This window comes from Anabaena sp. CCY 9402-a (genome assembly GCF_963920945.1).
GTDB classification, from domain to species: Bacteria; Cyanobacteriota; Cyanobacteriia; order Cyanobacteriales; family Nostocaceae; genus Trichormus; species Trichormus minutissimus.
Map to the genome: position 1 here is coordinate 72,781 of NZ_CAWUDL010000001.1, position 18,013 is coordinate 90,793.

15 protein-coding genes, 1 tRNA gene, 1 pseudogene and 1 other annotated feature are annotated in these 18,013 nt (G+C 41.1%); of the genes and pseudogenes, 8 read left to right on the plus strand and 9 right to left on the minus strand.

Going from position 1 to position 18,013, the window contains the following annotated elements; translation table 11 throughout:
• Nucleotides 1-175 precede the first annotated feature (175 nt).
• The 3 genes from xth to ACM0OR_RS00330 all read left to right on the plus strand — a co-directional run bounded on the left by xth (nucleotide 176) and on the right by ACM0OR_RS00330 (nucleotide 3,610).
• Nucleotides 176-958 (plus strand): exodeoxyribonuclease III, encoded by a 783-nt coding sequence (gene xth, locus ACM0OR_RS00320; RefSeq protein ID WP_190704496.1) that lies wholly within the window; start codon nucleotides 176-178, stop codon nucleotides 956-958.
• A gap of 164 nt (nucleotides 959-1,122) precedes the next feature.
• Nucleotides 1,123-1,998, plus strand: coding sequence for an SDR family oxidoreductase (locus ACM0OR_RS00325; protein WP_414574553.1), 876 nt, complete (start codon nucleotides 1,123-1,125; stop codon nucleotides 1,996-1,998).
• Nucleotides 1,999-2,113: 115 nt separating this feature from the next.
• On the plus strand, nucleotides 2,114-3,610 hold the full coding sequence (locus ACM0OR_RS00330) for an HlyD family efflux transporter periplasmic adaptor subunit (protein WP_414574554.1): 1,497 nt from the start codon (nucleotides 2,114-2,116) through the stop codon (nucleotides 3,608-3,610).
• A 281-nt stretch (nucleotides 3,611-3,891) separates the two neighbouring features.
• On the opposite strand, the gene rplL is transcribed toward ACM0OR_RS00330, so the two are convergent.
• From rplL to rplS, 8 genes are all read right to left on the minus strand, one after another.
• Nucleotides 3,892-4,281 carry a 50S ribosomal protein L7/L12 gene (gene rplL / locus ACM0OR_RS00335; protein ID WP_414574555.1) on the minus strand — a complete coding sequence of 130 codons (390 nt, stop codon included), beginning with the start codon at nucleotides 4,279-4,281 and terminating at the stop codon, nucleotides 3,892-3,894.
• Nucleotides 4,282-4,364: 83 nt separating this feature from the next.
• The gene (rplJ, locus tag ACM0OR_RS00340; protein ID WP_414574556.1) at nucleotides 4,365-4,916 is read right to left on the minus strand and encodes a 50S ribosomal protein L10; all 552 of its coding nucleotides are present in this window, start codon (nucleotides 4,914-4,916) and stop codon (nucleotides 4,365-4,367) included.
• A gap of 59 nt (nucleotides 4,917-4,975) precedes the next feature.
• Nucleotides 4,976-5,140, minus strand: a sequence feature (ribosomal protein L10 leader region).
• A gap of 54 nt (nucleotides 5,141-5,194) precedes the next feature.
• Nucleotides 5,195-5,911, minus strand: a complete 717-nt coding sequence (gene rplA / locus ACM0OR_RS00345) for a 50S ribosomal protein L1 (protein ID WP_414574557.1) — start codon at nucleotides 5,909-5,911, stop codon at nucleotides 5,195-5,197.
• 124 nt (nucleotides 5,912-6,035) lie between these two features.
• A complete protein-coding gene (rplK, locus tag ACM0OR_RS00350; protein ID WP_414574558.1) occupies nucleotides 6,036-6,461 on the minus strand; it encodes a 50S ribosomal protein L11 in 426 nt (141 codons plus the stop codon).
• A 6-nt stretch (nucleotides 6,462-6,467) separates the two neighbouring features.
• A complete protein-coding gene (gene nusG, locus ACM0OR_RS00355; protein WP_414574559.1) occupies nucleotides 6,468-7,100 on the minus strand; it encodes a transcription termination/antitermination protein NusG in 633 nt (210 codons plus the stop codon).
• Complete coding sequence (gene secE, locus ACM0OR_RS00360; RefSeq protein WP_190704521.1) at nucleotides 7,100-7,321, minus strand: preprotein translocase subunit SecE; 222 nt, start codon at nucleotides 7,319-7,321, stop codon at nucleotides 7,100-7,102. Before secE ends, nusG begins: the two co-directional genes overlap by 1 nt.
• Before the next feature lie 196 nt (nucleotides 7,322-7,517).
• A tRNA-Trp gene (locus ACM0OR_RS00365) sits at nucleotides 7,518-7,590 on the minus strand.
• 147 nt (nucleotides 7,591-7,737) lie between these two features.
• Nucleotides 7,738-8,100 (minus strand): 50S ribosomal protein L19, encoded by a 363-nt coding sequence (gene rplS / locus ACM0OR_RS00370; RefSeq protein WP_190704667.1) that lies wholly within the window; start codon nucleotides 8,098-8,100, stop codon nucleotides 7,738-7,740.
• Nucleotides 8,101-8,381: 281 nt separating this feature from the next.
• On the opposite strand from rplS, the gene ACM0OR_RS00375 reads away from it, so the two are divergent.
• Entirely contained in the window at nucleotides 8,382-9,356 is a 975-nt protein-coding gene (locus ACM0OR_RS00375; RefSeq protein WP_414574560.1) for a glycosyltransferase family 2 protein, read from the plus strand.
• A gap of 746 nt (nucleotides 9,357-10,102) precedes the next feature.
• On the opposite strand, the gene ACM0OR_RS00380 is transcribed toward ACM0OR_RS00375, so the two are convergent.
• Entirely contained in the window at nucleotides 10,103-10,384 is a 282-nt protein-coding gene (locus tag ACM0OR_RS00380; RefSeq protein WP_190704527.1) for an Npun_R1517 family heterocyst differentiation transcriptional regulator, read from the minus strand.
• 740 nt (nucleotides 10,385-11,124) lie between these two features.
• Between ACM0OR_RS00380 and ACM0OR_RS00385 the strand changes: the two genes are divergently transcribed.
• The 4 genes and pseudogenes from ACM0OR_RS00385 to ACM0OR_RS00400 all read left to right on the plus strand — a co-directional run bounded on the left by ACM0OR_RS00385 (nucleotide 11,125) and on the right by ACM0OR_RS00400 (nucleotide 18,009).
• Nucleotides 11,125-11,475 (plus strand): NAD(P)H-quinone oxidoreductase subunit M, encoded by a 351-nt coding sequence (locus tag ACM0OR_RS00385; RefSeq protein WP_190704530.1) that lies wholly within the window; start codon nucleotides 11,125-11,127, stop codon nucleotides 11,473-11,475.
• A 1,237-nt stretch (nucleotides 11,476-12,712) separates the two neighbouring features.
• A complete protein-coding gene (locus tag ACM0OR_RS00390) occupies nucleotides 12,713-14,950 on the plus strand; it encodes a protein phosphatase 2C domain-containing protein (RefSeq protein WP_414574561.1) in 2,238 nt (745 codons plus the stop codon).
• A gap of 105 nt (nucleotides 14,951-15,055) precedes the next feature.
• A pseudogene (locus ACM0OR_RS00395) lies at nucleotides 15,056-16,087 on the plus strand (protein kinase domain-containing protein); the annotation flags it as partial.
• A 332-nt stretch (nucleotides 16,088-16,419) separates the two neighbouring features.
• Nucleotides 16,420-18,009 (plus strand): CHAT domain-containing protein, encoded by a 1,590-nt coding sequence (locus tag ACM0OR_RS00400; RefSeq protein WP_414574562.1) that lies wholly within the window; start codon nucleotides 16,420-16,422, stop codon nucleotides 18,007-18,009.
• Nucleotides 18,010-18,013: the final 4 nt, after the last annotated feature.

Sequence of the window (18,013 nt, forward strand, 5' to 3'; positions counted from 1 at the left end):
ACAATATAGTGAAATTTTGTAGCTAACAATACTAAAAATTACAGATGGGATCAATTTTTTATGGTGTCCATTTAGAGAAAATGGCTAAAAATAAAGAAACCTGATAAATATTAAATAATTCTAAAAAAATCATCGTTAAAAATTTGTTCTCTATACAGACACTGTTAATTAACTAATGAAAATCGCTACTTGGAATGTCAACTCGATTCGCACTCGTCTAGAACAAGTTATTGATTGGTTACGACAAAATCCTGTTGATGTTCTCTGTTTGCAGGAAACCAAAGTTGTAGATGCGGATTTTCCGCGATCGCCTTTAGAAGATTTAGGCTATCACCTGTATGTGTCAGGACAAAAAGCCTATAACGGTGTAGCCTTAATTAGCCAGCAACCGCTTAAAGATGTTACTACCGGATTCACAGTATTGTTACCAGACATTGATCCAGCATGGGACGAGCAAAAACGGGTAATTACTGGTGTAATAGATGGTGTGAGGATTCTAAACCTCTATGTTCCCAATGGTTCATCTGTTGGTAGTGAGAAATACGAATTTAAACTACGCTGGTTGACGGTGCTGCGGGAATATTTGCAAACACTTCTGCAATCTGAACTTGCCATCTGTATGTGTGGCGACTTTAATATTGCTCTAGAAGCCAGAGATATTCACGAACAAGTCAAAGCTGAAAATCACATCATGGCTTCTCAAGCAGAACGCCAGGCCTTACGAGATATTCTAGAATTAGGCTTTGCTGATGCCTTTCGCAAATTTACCAGCGAAGGCGGAAACTTCAGTTGGTGGGACTATCGCACCGCCGCCTTCCGTCGCAACTTGGGTTGGCGCATTGATCATCACTATTTGACATCTGTATTATACGAGCAAGCAAAAAGCTGCACTATTGACATCACCCCCAGAAAATTACCCCAACCTAGCGACCATACACCAGTAATTGTGGAATTTTAAAGTTGAGATTTTAGATTAGATATTGGGGACTGGAACACAGTGCTGAGTCAGAAGTACCGAGTAACGAGTGAAAAATTCACTCAGAACGGGCTAAACGCCCCACTACCGCTAACATGACTCAGAACTACCCATCCCTAATCCCTAATCCCTAATCCCTAATAATTATGTTTTTGGTAACTGGAGCAACGGGAGATATTGGTCGTCGAGTTGTGCGACTCCTACGCCAACGAGAGCTGTCTGTGCGGGCATTTGTCCGCCTCATGTCACGTTATGGCGAATTAGAACACCGAGGTGCAGACATCTTTATCGGTGATTTAAGGTATGAAAAAGATATTGCCAAAGCTTGTCAGGGTGTTCAATATATAATCAGCACCCACGGTTCTGATAGTGATGCTCTTGCCCTAGATTACCGGGCTAATATTGAACTGATTGATCAGGCTAAAGCTAATAGAGTACAGCATTTTGTCTTTATTTCTGTACTAGGAGCTGAACGGGGGTATGAAGATGCTCCCGTGTTTAAAGCTAAACGGGCTGTAGAACGCTATTTAGCTGCTAGTGGTATCAATTACACTATTTTCCGTCCGGCTGGATTAGCATCTAACTTGCTTCCCTTGGCAGAAAGATTCCGCGAAACAGGGTTATATCTATTGATTGGCGACCCTAAAAACCGTACTTCCATCGTCAGTACGGATGATTTAGCCAGGATAGTAGTAGATTCAATCACTGTTGGCGGTGCTGTTAACCAAATATTTCCAGTCGGAGGGCCAGAGATTTTATTTCATGAGGATATTCCCCAAATTTTTAGTCGCATCTTGAATAAAGAGCCAATTGTAATTAACTCTCCATTATTAGTAGTGGATGGGTTACGAGGTGTGTTGGGATTAATTAATCCAAAAGCACAACAGAGTTTAGGAACTTTTCGGACATTACTGTCCAATGAGTTTTTCTGTAGAAAAGAGGAAATAGCTAACATAGAGCAAACTTTCAATTTCTCTTTAGAAACCCTAGAAAGTTTTTTACGGCGATATTTAGCAGTTTAAGTTTGGTTATGGGGCATAGGGAATGGGTCATGGGATATAACAGAATACCAATCCCCAAGTCCCAATTCCCAATTCCCAAGCCCCAATCCCCAATTCTCAATCCCCAGTCCCCAATATGAAAAATTCCCTAGCAGCCAATGCTGCTCAAGCACGTCAAACCAAAGAACAATTTGCTAGACCAGAAGATCAACTATCCTACGAACTGGGTAAAGCCGTTAAGGAATTACCGCCGCTTTACACTAGATTATTAGCAGGAACAATTAGCTTAGTAGTATTTGGCGCGATCGCCTGGGCTGGTTTCTCAGAAATCGACGAAGTAGCAGTTGGACAAGGGGAATTAATCGCTTCCACCCAGGTACGTCCAGTTACATCTCTAGGTAATGGCGATATTGTTTCTATCAAGGTGAAAGAAGGCGATATCGTCACCAAAGATCAAGCCCTGATTCAGCGTGACCTAGAACTAAAACAAACCGATGTCACACGCCTAGCTCAAAGCACTAAATTAATTCGAGAAGATTTGCAGCGTTTGCAAGCAGAACGCATTGGTGGTCAAACCACTACTACAGACATCCAAGATGAACTACTAAAATCCCGGCTGCGTGACTACCAAGCACGTCAAGCAGCCGCAGAAGCCGAAGCTAATCGTCAAAAAGCACTTATCGACCAAGCAAAAGTCCGCTTTACACGATTGCAAGATAATCTCGCCAGTGCCAAAACCAGCGTTATTAATGCTAAAACGAACCTTGTCAATGCCGAAAACATCCGTGTCAAGGTAGAAAGTAATCTAGAAATTTCCCAAAGCCGCGAAGAAAATCTCCGCACCTTAATTACTCCTGGTGCTGTTCCCAGAGTTGATTATCTAGAAGCAAAAGAAAGACTAAATCGCACCCAGACGGATATCACCAGGGCTAAAGACGAAGTAACAAATGCCCAAAATCGATTAACAGAAGCGCAAGACAAAGTTACATCCCTACAAAAAGATATAGCAGCTCAAGTTCAAGAAATTCGCCAAGTCGAAGAAGCCTACCAAGCCGCCCGTAGCCAAGCACAACGTGTAGCATCAGAACGCAAAAGCGAAATTTTAACCCAGATAAATCAGCGTCAAGAAGAACTCACTAATATGGCTGGTCAGTTGGAGCAAGCCAGAAAAGAAAAAGATGGAGAAACTATCAAAGCTCCAGTAGCAGGTACTATCTATAAAATTAAAGCCACTAAAGGGCCAGTACAAGCAGGGGAAGAATTGCTGTCAATCTTACCGGAAGGGGAAGAAATTCAGTTAGAAGTGAAAGTCCTCAACCGCGATATTGGCTTTATCCAAAAAGGAATGAAAGCAAAAGTGAAAATCGCTACCTTCCCTTTCCAAGAATTCGGAACTATTGATGGTGAAGTTGTCCAAGTCAGTCCCAACGCCACTATTGATAAAGATTTAGGTTTAGTTTTTCCTACTAGAATCAAACTGAAAAAACACTTTCTAAGTGTTCGAGGAGAAGAGGTAGCATTTACCCCAGGAATGGCAGCTACAGGTGAAATTGTGACACGTAAAAAATCAATTTTGACTTTCATCATAGAACCTGTAACTCGTCGATTCAGTGAAGCCTTCTCTGTCAGATAATCAACTTTGGTAGGGTGTGTTATGGCGTTTCTTCATCACATGAGATATATCATAGCCCCCTCCTTGCCTGCGGGGAGGGGGTTGGGGGTGGGGTTCTTGTAACTCACTAAAGAGGGAAAAGAGCGATCGCTATATCTACGTGCTTCCAGATGACAACTGTGTTTAATATCGTTGGATTAGCAACAAAAAAGGAGTCTAATTAGACCCCTTTTTTTATTCAAGAATATTTAAGTAATTCATGACGAAAGTAGAATGTAAGTATCTTCTACTTTCTGACTTAATTACTTAACTGCTACCTTACCGCCAGCTTCTTCAATCCGCTTCTTAGCGTCTTCAGCAGCGTCCTTAGCGATCGCTTCTTTAACTGCTTTAGGTGCAGCTTCTACCAAGTCTTTTGCTTCTTTCAGACCCAAACCAGTGATTTCCCGTACAACTTTCAGTACAGCAATTTTCTTATCAGCTGGTACAGATTCTAGAATTACATCAAACTCGGTTTTTTCTTCTACTGGTTCAGCAGCAGCAGCACCAGGAGCAGCCATCATCATCATTCCACCAGCAGGTGCAGCAGCACTTACACCAAAAGCTTCTTCAATTTGCTTAACTAGCTCGGAAGCTTCCAACAAGGTCAAAGATTTCAATTGTTCTAGAATTTGGTCGGTTGCAGTAGACATTTATATTACTCCCGTAATTTTGATTTGTTTTTTTGGTAATTGTTGAGTTTGTAATAGGTAATTGGGTTTATATCACCCTTTATCTATTCCTCACTAGCACTCTCATCGCCACTATTTTCTTTATCAGCGACAGCTTGCAAAGCACGCGCCAGTCCACTGGGAACTTCGTTGATACCCACAGCGACTTTTGTTGCCAAAGCGTTGATAGCTCCAGCAATTTGAGCCATGAGTTCTTCTTTAGATGGCAAGTCTCCTAAAGCCTTGACATCCGGTGCTTGGAGCAAGCGACCATCCATTACGCCACCGCGAAGTTCTGTCTTCTTAGAGGCTTTTTGGAAGTCTTGATAAGCTTTAATTGCAGAAGAAAAATCTTCTTCAACTAATAAAAAGGCAGAAGCACCTTTCAACAACTCCGACAGGGGTTGCCATTTTTCATCGTCTTTAATGGCAATACCCATAAAAGTGTTTTTAGTCACTTTGCAGCTAGTGCCAGTAGGACGCAACCGCCGCCGTAAGTCGGTAATTTCGGCAACTGTCAGCCCTTGGTAGTCAATTACCAGTGCCAAAGTTGACTGACTCAAAGTTTGTTTGAGATCAGCTACTATCTCTTTTTTGTTTTCTAGTGTTCTACCCATGTCGGTTTCACCTCCCGAAAATAATTGTCGATTTCTCTGTGATGATTTTTATCTGACTAGGGCATAACAACAAACCCCAGCTATGTTAGCCGGGGTTGAGGATTAATACTCTGGCTGCCATGACAAGAAACAATTATGAGTCTCGCTTTTGGCAATAGAGCTTTACCTAGGCAGGATATTAAGCGATTAGCACCTGCGGTCTCCGGCTTTGCTTATTAAATTTTGGGGAGAGTGGTGAGTTTGGTAAATTCCTACTACCCACTCTCTACTTAACTAAATTAAGCAGCTTCAGTCAGTTTATAATCTCGTAGAGCAGCAATATCGAGTTTAATTGATGGTCCCATTGTGGCAGACACATAAATTGAACGCCAGTAGCGGCCTTTTGCTCCTGAAGGACGGTTACGGTCAATCGTCTCTTGCAACGCCTTCAGGTTAATCAATAAATCTTCAGGCGCGAAGGTTGCCTTACCAAACATAACATGGACTATACCTGTACGGTCAGCCCGGAATTCTAATTTACCTGCTTTAAATTCCGCGATCGCACTTGCTACGTCAAATGTGACTGTACCACCTTTTGGTGATGGCATCAAACCACGAGGGCCTAACAATTTACCAAGTTTTGCCACCTGCGGCATTACATCTGGTGTGGCGATCAATTTGTCAAAATCCATGCGCCCTTTTTGGATTTCGTCAATTAGTTCTTCAGAACCAACTATGTCAGCACCAGCATTGGAGGCTTCTGCTACTTTCTCCCCACGGGAAATCACTGCTACCCGGACAATTTGCCCTGTACCTTTGGGTAGTGCGACTGTGGTACGCAATTGTTGGTCTGTATATTTTGGATCTATACCTAGGCGTATATGTGCTTCTGCTGCTTCAGCAAATTTAGCTGTGGCAGTTTCTTTCAGAAGTAATAAAGCGTCTAAAGGTGTGTATTCTCTATCTTCTACCTTGGCTTGCAGTCCTTGCAAGCGTCGGGATACTTTTTTTGTCATTTTTATCTCCTGGGGTAACTTACGAAGCTTTGCTTCTCCCCCGATTCAATGCGTGGATTTTAGATTTTAAATTTCGGATTGATTTTTGATGTGATCTGAATTTTTCGCTCAAAACGCATCATCATCAATCTGTGATGGTGACACCCATATTTTTAGCTGTCCCTGCCACAATGCTCATCGCCGCATCTATATCATTGGCGTTGAGGTCAGGTAGTTTTGTTTGGGCAATTTCCCGCAACTGAGCGGAGGTGATTGAGCCAACTTTCTTTTTGTTGGGTTCGTTAGAACCTCTTTCAATTTTCGCTGCCTTGCGAATCAGTACGGATGCTGGTGGCGTTTTGAGTACAAATGTAAAACTCCGGTCTTCATAAACCGAAATTTCTACAGGAATTACCATGCCAGCTTGGTCTGCTGTTTTGGCGTTGTACTCTTTGCAGAACATCATGATGTTCACACCATGTTGACCCAATGCAGGGCCAACTGGGGGTGCTGGGTTGGCTTTTCCAGCATTCAGGGCCAGTTTAATGACCGCTACTACTTTCTTCGCCATTTGTATTTAGCTCTGTTTTTCTACCTGATTAAATTCCAGTTCTACTGGTGTATCTCGCCCGAAAATCGATAGTAAGGCTTTTAGTTTACTCCGTTCTGGACTAACCTCAATTACCTCACCTTCAAAGTCCTTAAATGGGCCAGAAAGCACAACTATCTTATCACCTGTCGCCATGTCAATTTTGACAACTGGCTCTTGTTCGGTGGTTTGTTTGAATATGCGTTCTACTTCTGAGTGGCTTAAGGGTAATGGCTTAACGTGACCACGACTTTTGCCTGTGCCACGTTTTTGTTCCGCTCCCACAAAGTTAATTACATGGGATGTATTGCGTACTACTTGCCAAGTATCATCATCCAACATCATCCGTACTAACACATAGCCAGGAAATACTTTTTCCTCTGTATGATGACGGCTACCATCTTTGCGAATTTTCACTGATGGTGTATGAGGGATTTCTACTTGGACAATTTTATCGGCCACATCAAAAGTTTGGATGCGCTGCTCCAAGTTAGTTTTGACCCGTTTTTCGCAGCCTGAGGCTACTTGTACTGCATACCAGCGTGCTTCTTTTGACGCTGCTTCTGCTGTTTCCTCTGACTGCAACGCCGAGTTCGTTGGTTCGTCTGTTGCAGAAGTCATCAGAATACCTGCTTTGCTGCCCAAGAAAACAATCCATCAACCAAATATATTAAAGAAGCTGAGAGTGTCACCATTAACAACACGGCAGCTGATTCGCTGACTAGTTGCTTGCGACTGGGCCAAACTACTTTCTCTAGTTCTTCTCTTGTTCCTTGGAAGAAGTTGAGGAAGTTAAACCCACTTGGAGTTTCTGCTATTTCTGCTTCATTCTTTTTGGCCACGGTCGTTTATCCCCCCATCTTTTTTAATACAGCTATACTCTGCTAGTTTTCATCCAGGTTGACAGCTTTAACTCCATCAAATATTAACTGGAAGCAAAAAAGCTGCAAGTATAAAACAACTACACCCGAAATCAATAGCACTTTCTGCTATCTTAGCAGGTGTGCTACTGCTTCGGGCTGTGTTTTTACTTTCGAGCGCGCCCTGGAGGACTTGAACCCCCGACATCAGGTTTTGGAGACCTGCGTTCTACCAACTGAACTAAGAGCGCACAAGCTGGGTTGGGTTTGTTTGCTACGTTGAACTTTTTGAGTTTAACGCACAATCATTATGATAACACATTTTTATTGAAGAAACAAACTAGCGGCAGATGCCGCCTGTTAACTAAAAATTTCTGGCATACTCAAGAGCCATAAAGTTATAAAGCCCGGTCAAAGCGTTGCTTAATCCGGGTAGCTTTACCAACACGGCCTCGGAGGTAGTAGAGTTTGGCACGTCTGACTTTACCGCGACGGATAACTTTGATGCTATCAATCCGAGGAGAATGGAGGAGAAATACTCGTTCCACTCCTACACCTTGGAAAACTTTGCGAACTGTAATGGTTTCGTTAATACCACCGTTACGCATAGCAATTACAACACCTTCGTAGGGTTGCACGCGGTATTTTTCGCCTTCTTTAATCTTTACGCCGACTTTTACAGTGTCGCCCACGTAAATTTGGGGGAGGTTTGATTTTAGATGTTCCGCTTCAATGGAACGGATAATTTCTTGAGCATTCATGGCTGGTCTGATTAAAAATCTCACGATCATTCATCATAAATGGAGAATCATCTTTCAGTCCACTATTTGAAGTAACTGTATTGAAAATAGGGAATGGGGATTGAGGTTTAAGGGTATGGGGGAAAGATATTTTGATTATTGACTTTCGTCTTGTGGTGCTAGTCTGTAGCCTCCAACCTGGTATTTTCGAGAAATTCTTTATTGTTTAGGTTATATCCCCAATACGATCTGCGAGGAAGGACGGTTATATTGTACAAACTCTTGCTCCAGGTGTGAGATTTATGAAATTTAGTATTGTCATTTCTACCTATAACCGCCTAAACTTGCTGCGTCGTGCGATCGACTCTGCACTAAAACAGACTATTCCTTGTGAGGTAGTTGTTGCAGATGACTGCTCATCTGAGGATACAGAAAAATATGTCAGGAGTTTGGGTAGCTCTGTAGTCTATCATCGCAACCAAGTCAATCAAGGTCATGCAGCAACAGTCAATGCTGGCGTAGAGAAAGCTAGCGGTGATTGGATCAAGTTTTTAGATGATGACGACTATTTAGATGTTAATTGTATTGAACAGATGGCTAAGGCGATCGCACTTTGTCCTGATGCTGTGATTTGCTCTTGTATCGCGGCTCAAGTCGATACAAATGCAATGGAACTCAGCCGTACTCCTCACTTTGGCCCTGGTTTAGCTTTTTATATTCCCCAAGTAGATATTCACTACGGTATGCTCTTGGAATTAGTCCCATTTGGTACACCTGTTCAAGTTGCTTGCCGCCGTGATGCTTTTTTGGAAACTGGTGGCTGGGATTCTCAATTAAACACCAACTGTGATGATATAGATTCTTGGATTCGCATTGCTAAATTTGGCCATGGAATTTTCCTCAATCAGTGTCTTGCTTATCGGACAATTTGGCCTGGTGCTTATAATCAAAAATTCTCTTTCATTCAGCGTTTAAGTACAAATATTTTGATGAAGGAAAAGATATACTCTTTAGTTGATAAAAAGCACCATGATTACTTACCTGATATAGAAGAGATTAAACAATATTTAAAATTACATTGGACTGTAGTCGCTTTGAAAAAGAAAGATTTACAAGCTTGTTTAGGATTATTAAATATATCTTTATGCTCTTTTGCTAATTGGAAGTTTTTACTGACTGTGCTTTACTCACGGCGATTAAAAATGTATAATTCCCATGTTAAAAAGTATGTATTAATTGAGGATTTTCAAAAATGTAGTAAATATAAAATTCATTAAGTTAGGACTTACGCACAAATTACGGAATAATGAACCACAGAGACGCAGAGAACACGGAGAGATAAGGGTTTAAGAGAGTTTTTGCGTAAGTCCTGTAAATAAATTTTTCACTTTATATATAGGAATCCTACTTGAATCTTGCTCAGTATCCTGAGAAGGAAACCTTTTGATAGCGAGCTTATAGGCGGGTTAGTTGTTCAACAATCAAATAGGAGTTCTATATTTAACTGAAATAGATTTGAAAAAATGCGTTTGATATATAGGTAATATTAATACAAGTTTTGACAAATTAATAACCTTCTTTGTTAAGAGTAGACGCATCGTTGGTACGCTACCAGCTATGAATTAAAGAAACAGTTAAAAATACATTTTTAAAAATCTGAGCTATTGATTATTCCCGATATTGTCTGACTAAATTAATACTTATAAACTCAAGTAAAACCCTGGTGGTAGCAAATTTTTTTGCAATCTGAATCTTCCCAAAGCATGATAATTACTGGAAGTTCAGTATTTTTGCATTAGCAAGAACTTAGCTATTTACTTAGTGCGAGAATTAAAGCTCACTTAATAAATACCCAATTTAGCTTTTCAAAGAGTAGGGTGAATTGCTCTTGCCCAGGAATTTAATTATACAACTATCAACTTAATTACTGAGAGCAAATAGGCAAATTAACATCAATAAAAAAATTAAGATTGTCTGCCTAATTTTAAATTTACCGCTACTCCTATGACAGCTTTGTTTTTGATTACTGAGTATTATCAACAGCATTACGCAACCGCATTAGTTGACGGCGCATTTGAGGTGAAGCTTTAAATTCAGAAATCTCCTGCGCTTTAACAGATGCTTGTAGCATCTCTAAGAAATCATCAGAGCCTTCTGTCAAAGCGTCTAGTAGCACTTGCAACAGTTGTTCGCGATCGCCTAATAAACTCTTTTCCTCAATCAGTCGGAATTTCAGATGTATTTCGCAATCATAAACACCTACTTCGATATTATTTATCTGCCGTGGTAATGCTTTCGAGTTCATAGTTTTGAGGATTCCTGTACTTGGTGGTTACGAGGTAAGGACTTATATTTCCAGAAAAAATTCTTTATATTTTTTTGAATCCACTCTGGTGGAATTAAGAATCTTTTTTCAAGTCATAGCATTTATCTTCCATTGCACTCTCCTGTATGTTTTTAGACAGACTTGCAGCTTTTAGCTTGTCATCTACCTGTGTCAGATGCTTTTAAAGCAAGCCATAACTATTATTCAGTTTTTGAGATTGTATACAATAAAGTTTCTGTAAGAAGTTGTTCTAGCTTTTTAAAGCTTTTTACATCAACTTTATTTTTAAGTCAATAACAGTTTGAGTTTTTACTAAACTTTTGGTGTTTACACGTAAGTAAATCCGCTAGTTTTTTGAGCTTTTATTAGAGCCAGAGGTATTTTTATCGTCACTACGTAAAATTACTTGATGTACGTTTTTTTCAACATAAAATTCAGGAGAGTAAAATAAACAATTTTATCAAGATTAAAATCTTGGTTTTAAACCATAGCATAGACTAGAAGCTAAATTAGCCGGAATTTCCTCACCTCAGTTTGTGAGTAACAGGGAATTAGGCATTAGACATGAGTTACTCTCTACCTTGTAACCAGTCACCAGTCCCAGGCGTTCCTTTACATTTTGAATTTTGAATTGATTAGTTCCCCGTTCCCTTTATTAGTCCCTGGTGTAGCGTCTACAATGATTTCAGTATCATCAACCTAAATCTCAGATCCTAGCTATGGACAACCCGACGCTGCTCAAGTCTACAACTCGTCATATACGCATTTTCGCAGGAGAAATTGACCGGGACGGCGAACTGGTTCCCAGTAATCAGGTCTTAACATTGGATGTTGACCCAGACAACGAATTTAACTGGAACGAAGACGCTTTGCAAAAGATTTATCGTAAATTTGATGAACTAGTGGAAGAATCCAGTGGTGTAGACCTCACAGACTACAACTTACGTCGGATTGGTTCTGATTTAGAGCATTATTTGCGATCGCTCCTGCAAACAGGCGAAATCAGCTACAATCTCTCTGCGCGGGTCACTAACTATAGTATGGGACTCCCCCAAGTGGCTGTTGAGTAGAAGTAAATAGTCTTTATGTTTTGCTAGTGCCTAGCTGCACTAGTGGGGTGCTGACATCTGTACCTGGGACAAAACCGGGTTTCTTGAGAATATATGAGGCTGAAGCCCCCGATTCTTCGTGGAGAAACCCGGTTTTTTAGGTATTGTTGAGAATATTGCCAGATGCTAAGTTTTAACGGATTCAAAGATTGAGGCATATCAGTTGAACCTGACGTTAGCTTTAAACTAAGACATAAATTTCTTGGCTAATGAAAAAGCCAGTGCAAAATAATAAGTTAACTTTCCCCTACCTCCACATTTAACTTATTTGCGAATCTATTTGATTGAGTAATTCGCAAATAGATAGATAATTATTCAGGAATATATAGTAGATTCTGATACAAAAATTTGCCTAAAAAATAGCAATAATACTTTCACGTTATGAAATAACTGATTTTTATTTCATATAGATGGATACAACCTTGAATTTTGGAATTGCCTAACTTTAAAAAATTGCGCTCCCAATTTATGTCAGCATAGTGCAGAACTATCTTTCGTTGAAATTTGTTAACTTTAAAAAGTTAAATTTTGTGAATTTCTTTTACTTAGTCGCGCTTAATGCCTAATTGGTTTTCAGGAAATGCGTACACCAGAACAGATGAAGAGTGCTGAATTGAAAGTGCTGTAAAGCCCTGCGGGCATAGCTGCGCTTAGAGCAAAAGCGGGGCGTTAGGCAGCGTACTCTTTTTCTTACTCAGGACTCAGCACTCTTAAAAATCGGCTACTCATGGGAAAACCCACAACCAAATATGAATGTATACCTGATGCCGATGAAGTTAACAGGAGATTTTGAGATTTTGCACTCTGTGAAGTAGAGCAAAATTTGTTTAAACAGCAGCCATCTTAATCCTTAATTAAAGTTCATAGCGGTGCAGCAAATTATAAACTGGAAAAAAAGCCTGCTTACTCACAAAGTCATACACTACCAGGAAAAATGAGATATATAGTTGTAGTTATGCTTGAGAAACAGGGTGTAAGTGAGTTTATCTAGTGATAGGGAGTTGCAAAATAGAAGCTATGATGAGGCTGTATGGTTGACAGAAGAGCCTGTTCTTTGCATAGATTGTAAATTAAGTATTAGTATTTTCTGGTATCTACCAGATAAATTCATCATCCCAAGTTGGATACGTCCAATTGAAGAGAAATGAGCGGTTTATATTGTTGAAGAAATTGCCAATCGCTGATCGGTGCGAACACTATGACAAATGATGCGGCAACGCTCCTCCACTGCCCAAATTGTCAGGCTACAAACCTCCTGACTAACAAGTTTTGCCAGCAATGCTCCACACCCTTACCTCAACGTTACTTGTGGGTTGGCGGAAATGGTCTAGGTGTAGGTAGTCCCGGTGAATTATTAGCCGATCGCTATTTAATCATTAATAAATCTGTTGTTTTCGATACTACCCCTGGTCTACCTCCCCAATCACCAGAGGTAGAAAATTCACAACCCATTAGACCGTATCTCAGGCTAATTCCTTATCGCTTAAACGTTCCCCAGGTATATGGAGTCCTACAGCTATTTGACGGAGACAGCCCCAGTGAAATTCTCCTCTTAGAAAAACCGCCAATAGTACCCGACAGCACAGGCCAACAAATCAGTTTATGTAGTGCATTAACTGATGCTTGGGGTCATGCTACATCCATGCGCCAACTCAATTGGTTGTGGCAAATTGCCCAGCTTTGGCAACCTTTAAAGAGTGAAGGCGTAGTCTCTAGCTTACTTGACACCTATCTATTACGGGTAGAAGGAACATTAGTACGGTTGTTGGAATTGCGTTTTGACCATGCTACAGCACCAGAATTACCGCAACTAGGCGAGTTTTGGCAGCAATTAGTGAGCAACGCCAAACCGGCGATCGCTGATTTTGTTGAGCAAGTTAGTAATTTATTGATTACCGGGGAAATTGATTCACCAGAATTGCTCATTGCCGTTTTAGACCAAGGTTTAAGAGATTTAGGGCAAACCCAAACACCCACCATTCAAATTATTACCAAAACAGACACGGGAACTAGGCGTGAACGGAATGAAGATGCCTGTTATCCCGCTAGTGGAACACTGCTGAGTAAACCACCTCAGACAGCTTTAGCTATTGTCTGCGATGGTATTGGTGGGCATGAGGGCGGAAATGTAGCTTCCAATTTAGCGATTGAAACTATCCAGCAGCAAGTCCTGGAGTTGACAAGATTACGTGCTGATTGTGTAGACCCATCAAGTGTGTTGGACGATTTAGAAAAAGCAGTAGCGATCGCTAACGACAAGATTAGTCAGCGCAATGATAGCGAAAATCGCCAGGGCAGAAAACGCATGGGGACAACCTTGGTGATGGCACTACCTATTGCCCATGAAATGTACATTACTCATGTGGGTGATAGTCGTGCTTACTGGATTACCCGCCAAGGTTGTTATCAAATTACCCTAGATGACGATGTAGCCTCACGAGAAGTTAGATTAGGTTACGCCATCTATCGGGAAGCAGTACAGCAAGGTGGTGCAGGTTCTCTAGTCCAGGCTTTGGGAATGAGTCCCAGCAGTTCTTTACATCCCACAGCACAGAGATTTATTTGCGACGAAGATACAGTATTTCTGCTCACTTCCGATGGATTGAGTGATTTCGATCGCGTGGAAGAATATTGGGAAAAAGAAATCTTACCAATTCTCAATAGTGGCAAGAGTTTAGTTGATGTTAGCGATCGCTTGATAGAAATTGCCAACACGAAAAATGGCCATGATAATGTCACCATCGCCCTAGTACACTATCAAGTCAAATACACTGAACCAGAGTCAACTATTCAAGTCGTCATACCTGATAGTGCCAGCATCCCAACCGTGAATGCGACTGCACAACCGACATCACCAACATTACTAGAAACTGACCCTGGGCAACCGACAAAAGTTCTGCGTCAAAAAACTAACTTCAGAAATCTACCCTTAAATTTAATAGTTCCATTATTATTAGCGATCGCAGTCGGTGCATTAGGCTTCTGGGTCAAGTTCATCTTGGAAAACAGAAGTAACCCTTCTGGTGTAGACTCAACTCAGTTGAATCCAAATACACCAGCAGATGCCAAAAAGCAGGAGAGGCGATCGCTCAATAACCTCAAACCTGGATGGGTGCTTGACATCCAGAAAGAAATTTCTTTAGCAAATCAGACAAGTTTATCGGCTGAATTCTTTTTAGTAGTCGAGAGTAAAGGAAATAAACCAGATGCTCAAAATGATCAAGTTAATTTGAGGGTCTGTGGTCAGCCAAAGTTGCTCCAAAAAGTATTAAAAGCTATTGGCGAAGAATCAATCCCGATTAAATACTCGCAATTGAAAGAATGGGAAGCAGAAGGGAAACTAAAAGTATTGCAAGTCAATGAGCTAGTCATTGAGCAGACTCGCTGTAATGCTTCTCCAGAAGCAAGCTCATCCCCTGTAACAAATCTCAGGTAGGTTGGGAGTGGTAGTTCATCTAAGAATTAAAAAAATAACAAGTAGGCTCAGGGAAAATTCGGTTACTATATCTACAGAATCCTTCTTAGTGATGCTTGTCAGATAATGCTCTGCTGCCTCAATCCTGATTGTCCTAGTCCTCTAAACCCTGATGGTAATGTTTTTTGCCAGAGTTGCAGCGTACCGTTAATCAAACTGCTTGGAGGTCGGTATAAAGTTACCAATCTCCTTTCTAGTGAAGGTGGATTTGGCAGGACTTATCTAGCGGAAGATGTACATAAGCTTGATGAATCATGCGTAGTTAAGCAGTTTGCACCGAAAGTCCAGGGTACTTGGGCATTGAAAAAAGCAGTGGAGTTGTTTAAAGAAGAAGCAAAACGACTGCAAGAGTTGGGCGAACATCCTCAAATTCCCACTCTGTTTGCTTACTTTGAGCAAGATCACAATATGTATTTGGTGCAGCAGTTTATTGATGGACAAAATCTGCTTAAAGAATTAGATACGCAGGGAATCTATGGAGAAGCTGAGATTCGCAAGCTTTTGCTGGATTTACTACCTGTGTTGAAACTTCTCCATGAGCGAAAAGTAATTCATCGAGATATCAAACCGCAAAATATTATCCGTTGTAAAAGTGACAATCGTTTAGTCCTGATTGATTTTGGAGCTTCTAAGCAGTTAACCGCCACTGTCTATACACAAATGGGGACAACAATCGGCTCACATGGATATAGCCCAGTTGAGCAGATTAAAGGTGGTAAAGCTTATCCAGCAAGTGATTTGTTTAGTTTGGGGGCTACCTCCTTTCATCTGCTGACAGGAGTTTCCCCTTTTCATTTGTCGATAGATCATGGTTTTGGCTGGGTGACATCTTGGGAAGAATATTTAAAAAGTCCTATCAGTAGTGAATTGGCTAAAATTCTTGACAAGCTGTTGAAAAAAGAAATTGAGGATCGTTATCAATCAGCAGATGAAGTAATTGAAGACTTGACTCGCAAAGCTGCACCACCTCCACCATTACCGCCAACTCAGCCTCCCGCAAAGCCTCCTGCTTCTCCTAAGTCTCCCCCCACAGTGTTTGTAACAAGTTCCACTGGTATAGAATCTCTTCTTAGTTTAATAGTTCCATTATCATTAGCGATCGCAGTTGGTGCATTAGGCTTCTGGGTCCAGTTCATATTCAAAAACAGAAATTACCCTTCTGAGATAAACCCAAGTACGGTGATTACCAACACACCAGCAAATGCCAAAGAGGATTTCCCGTAGAGTAGGAGCGCGAAGCTTTGATGAAAGCTTCGCGTTTTCTGATGACTATACCTAATTCTCCTAGTGCATCACAAACAAATAATCGATAAACTTGTAAAAACCTGAAATAATACAGATAATAACTAAACTTAAATTTATAAGATCAAAATTTTCCTATAAATTGTTGGTAGATATTATTTGTGTCTAGCTGTTAGTGTCATGAATCCATGCCATCCCTGAATCTGGCGATCGCCCGTCTCGTCAATACTGGCAATGATAGTTTCGCCATTTGGGTGGTTAAAGCTCCCTATCCCAGTGGCTACGTTTTGCATGACTGTGGATGGCCGGCTGAACTCACTCAAGTTTGGCAAGAATGGCAACAAATGTTTGCTGGTCATAGCGGTATCAATATTTCTACAAACTCAACCCATCGGTCAGTCAATCAACTGCCTATGAATTTAGTCGCACCTCCTAGTGGACAAAATACTGGTTACAGCAGTCGTTTGATGCAATATTTGGGGATTAATCTGTGGCGTTGGGTGTTTGAAGGCTCAATTCTCGGTAGTCTAGAACGCAGTCGGGGGATGGCGATGGGTCAAAAAACGCGGCTGAAATTTCGCTTGGAAATCCGCGACCCAGATTTGATCGCTCTACCTTGGGAAATTATGCAGCGAGAGCCTGGACAACCTGCTATGTCTCTCTCTCCAGATTTGCTGTTTAGCCGCACAACCAGCGAAGTTGAACACCTACCACTTTTACGCACCGATCAAGCTTTAAAAATTCTCTTGGTTCTCGGTCACGATCAAAACCTGCAACTGCAAAAAGAAGCCGATATCTTAGAGCAAACCCTGTTAAGTGGTGGACAGGTGGGTAGCTATGGTCAAAAGTATGCTTCTTGTACAGTTAAAACACTCCTGCAACCTACTCCCCAAGAGTTAATTCAAGAGTTAGAAACTAAAGCATACAATGTGTTTTTCTACGCTGGTCACGGGTTACCAAATCCTGACGGCGGACTGTTATTTTTGCGCCCTAGTATGACCATCAACGGCATAGAATTAGCCCAAGTATTAACTCGTAGTGCGGTGAAATTAGCAGTCTTTAACGCCTGTTGGGGAGCGCAACCAGCAGCAATTAATCATCAAGCTATCCCCGCCAGTAGCTTGGCAGAAGTTTTGATTCGTCATGGTGTCCCGGCAGTTTTGGGAATGCGGGATGAAATTGCTGATCGTGAAAGTCACAGTTTTATCCAGGTTTTTGCTAAAGCTTTAAGGTCACGTAAACCAATTGACGAAGCAGTAGCGGAAGCGAGGCAAGAACTGTTAACACTGTATAAGTACAATCAACCTGCTTGGACTTTGCCAGTTCTTTACCTGCATCCAGATTTTGATGGGGAATTGATTAAAGGTGTCGATGAAGGAGTGACGGAATTACCAGATACAATCATTCCTAATTTAGATGATTCAGTACCTGTTGCCTGTTTGCGATCGCTTTCTCCCGGCGGAAGATCCTGGTTCTTAAGAATTGGTGTCACCCGCATTGGTCGCACTAAAGACAATGATATTGTCATCTCCGAACCCTCTGTTTCTAAACGACACGCTGAAATACTCTGTCGTAATACTTTTAACGGCACAACTCCAATGAGAACTTATTACCTCCAAGATTTCTCTACCTACGGTACAACCTGGTATTTAGGAACTAATGGTTGGCAACAAATACTCCGGGAGGAAGTACCATTACAATCAGGAATGCAGTTAAAGTTTGGGAGTTCTAGAGGAGAAATTTGGGAGTTTATGATTGAAGACTCGAAAATTTCTTGAAGCA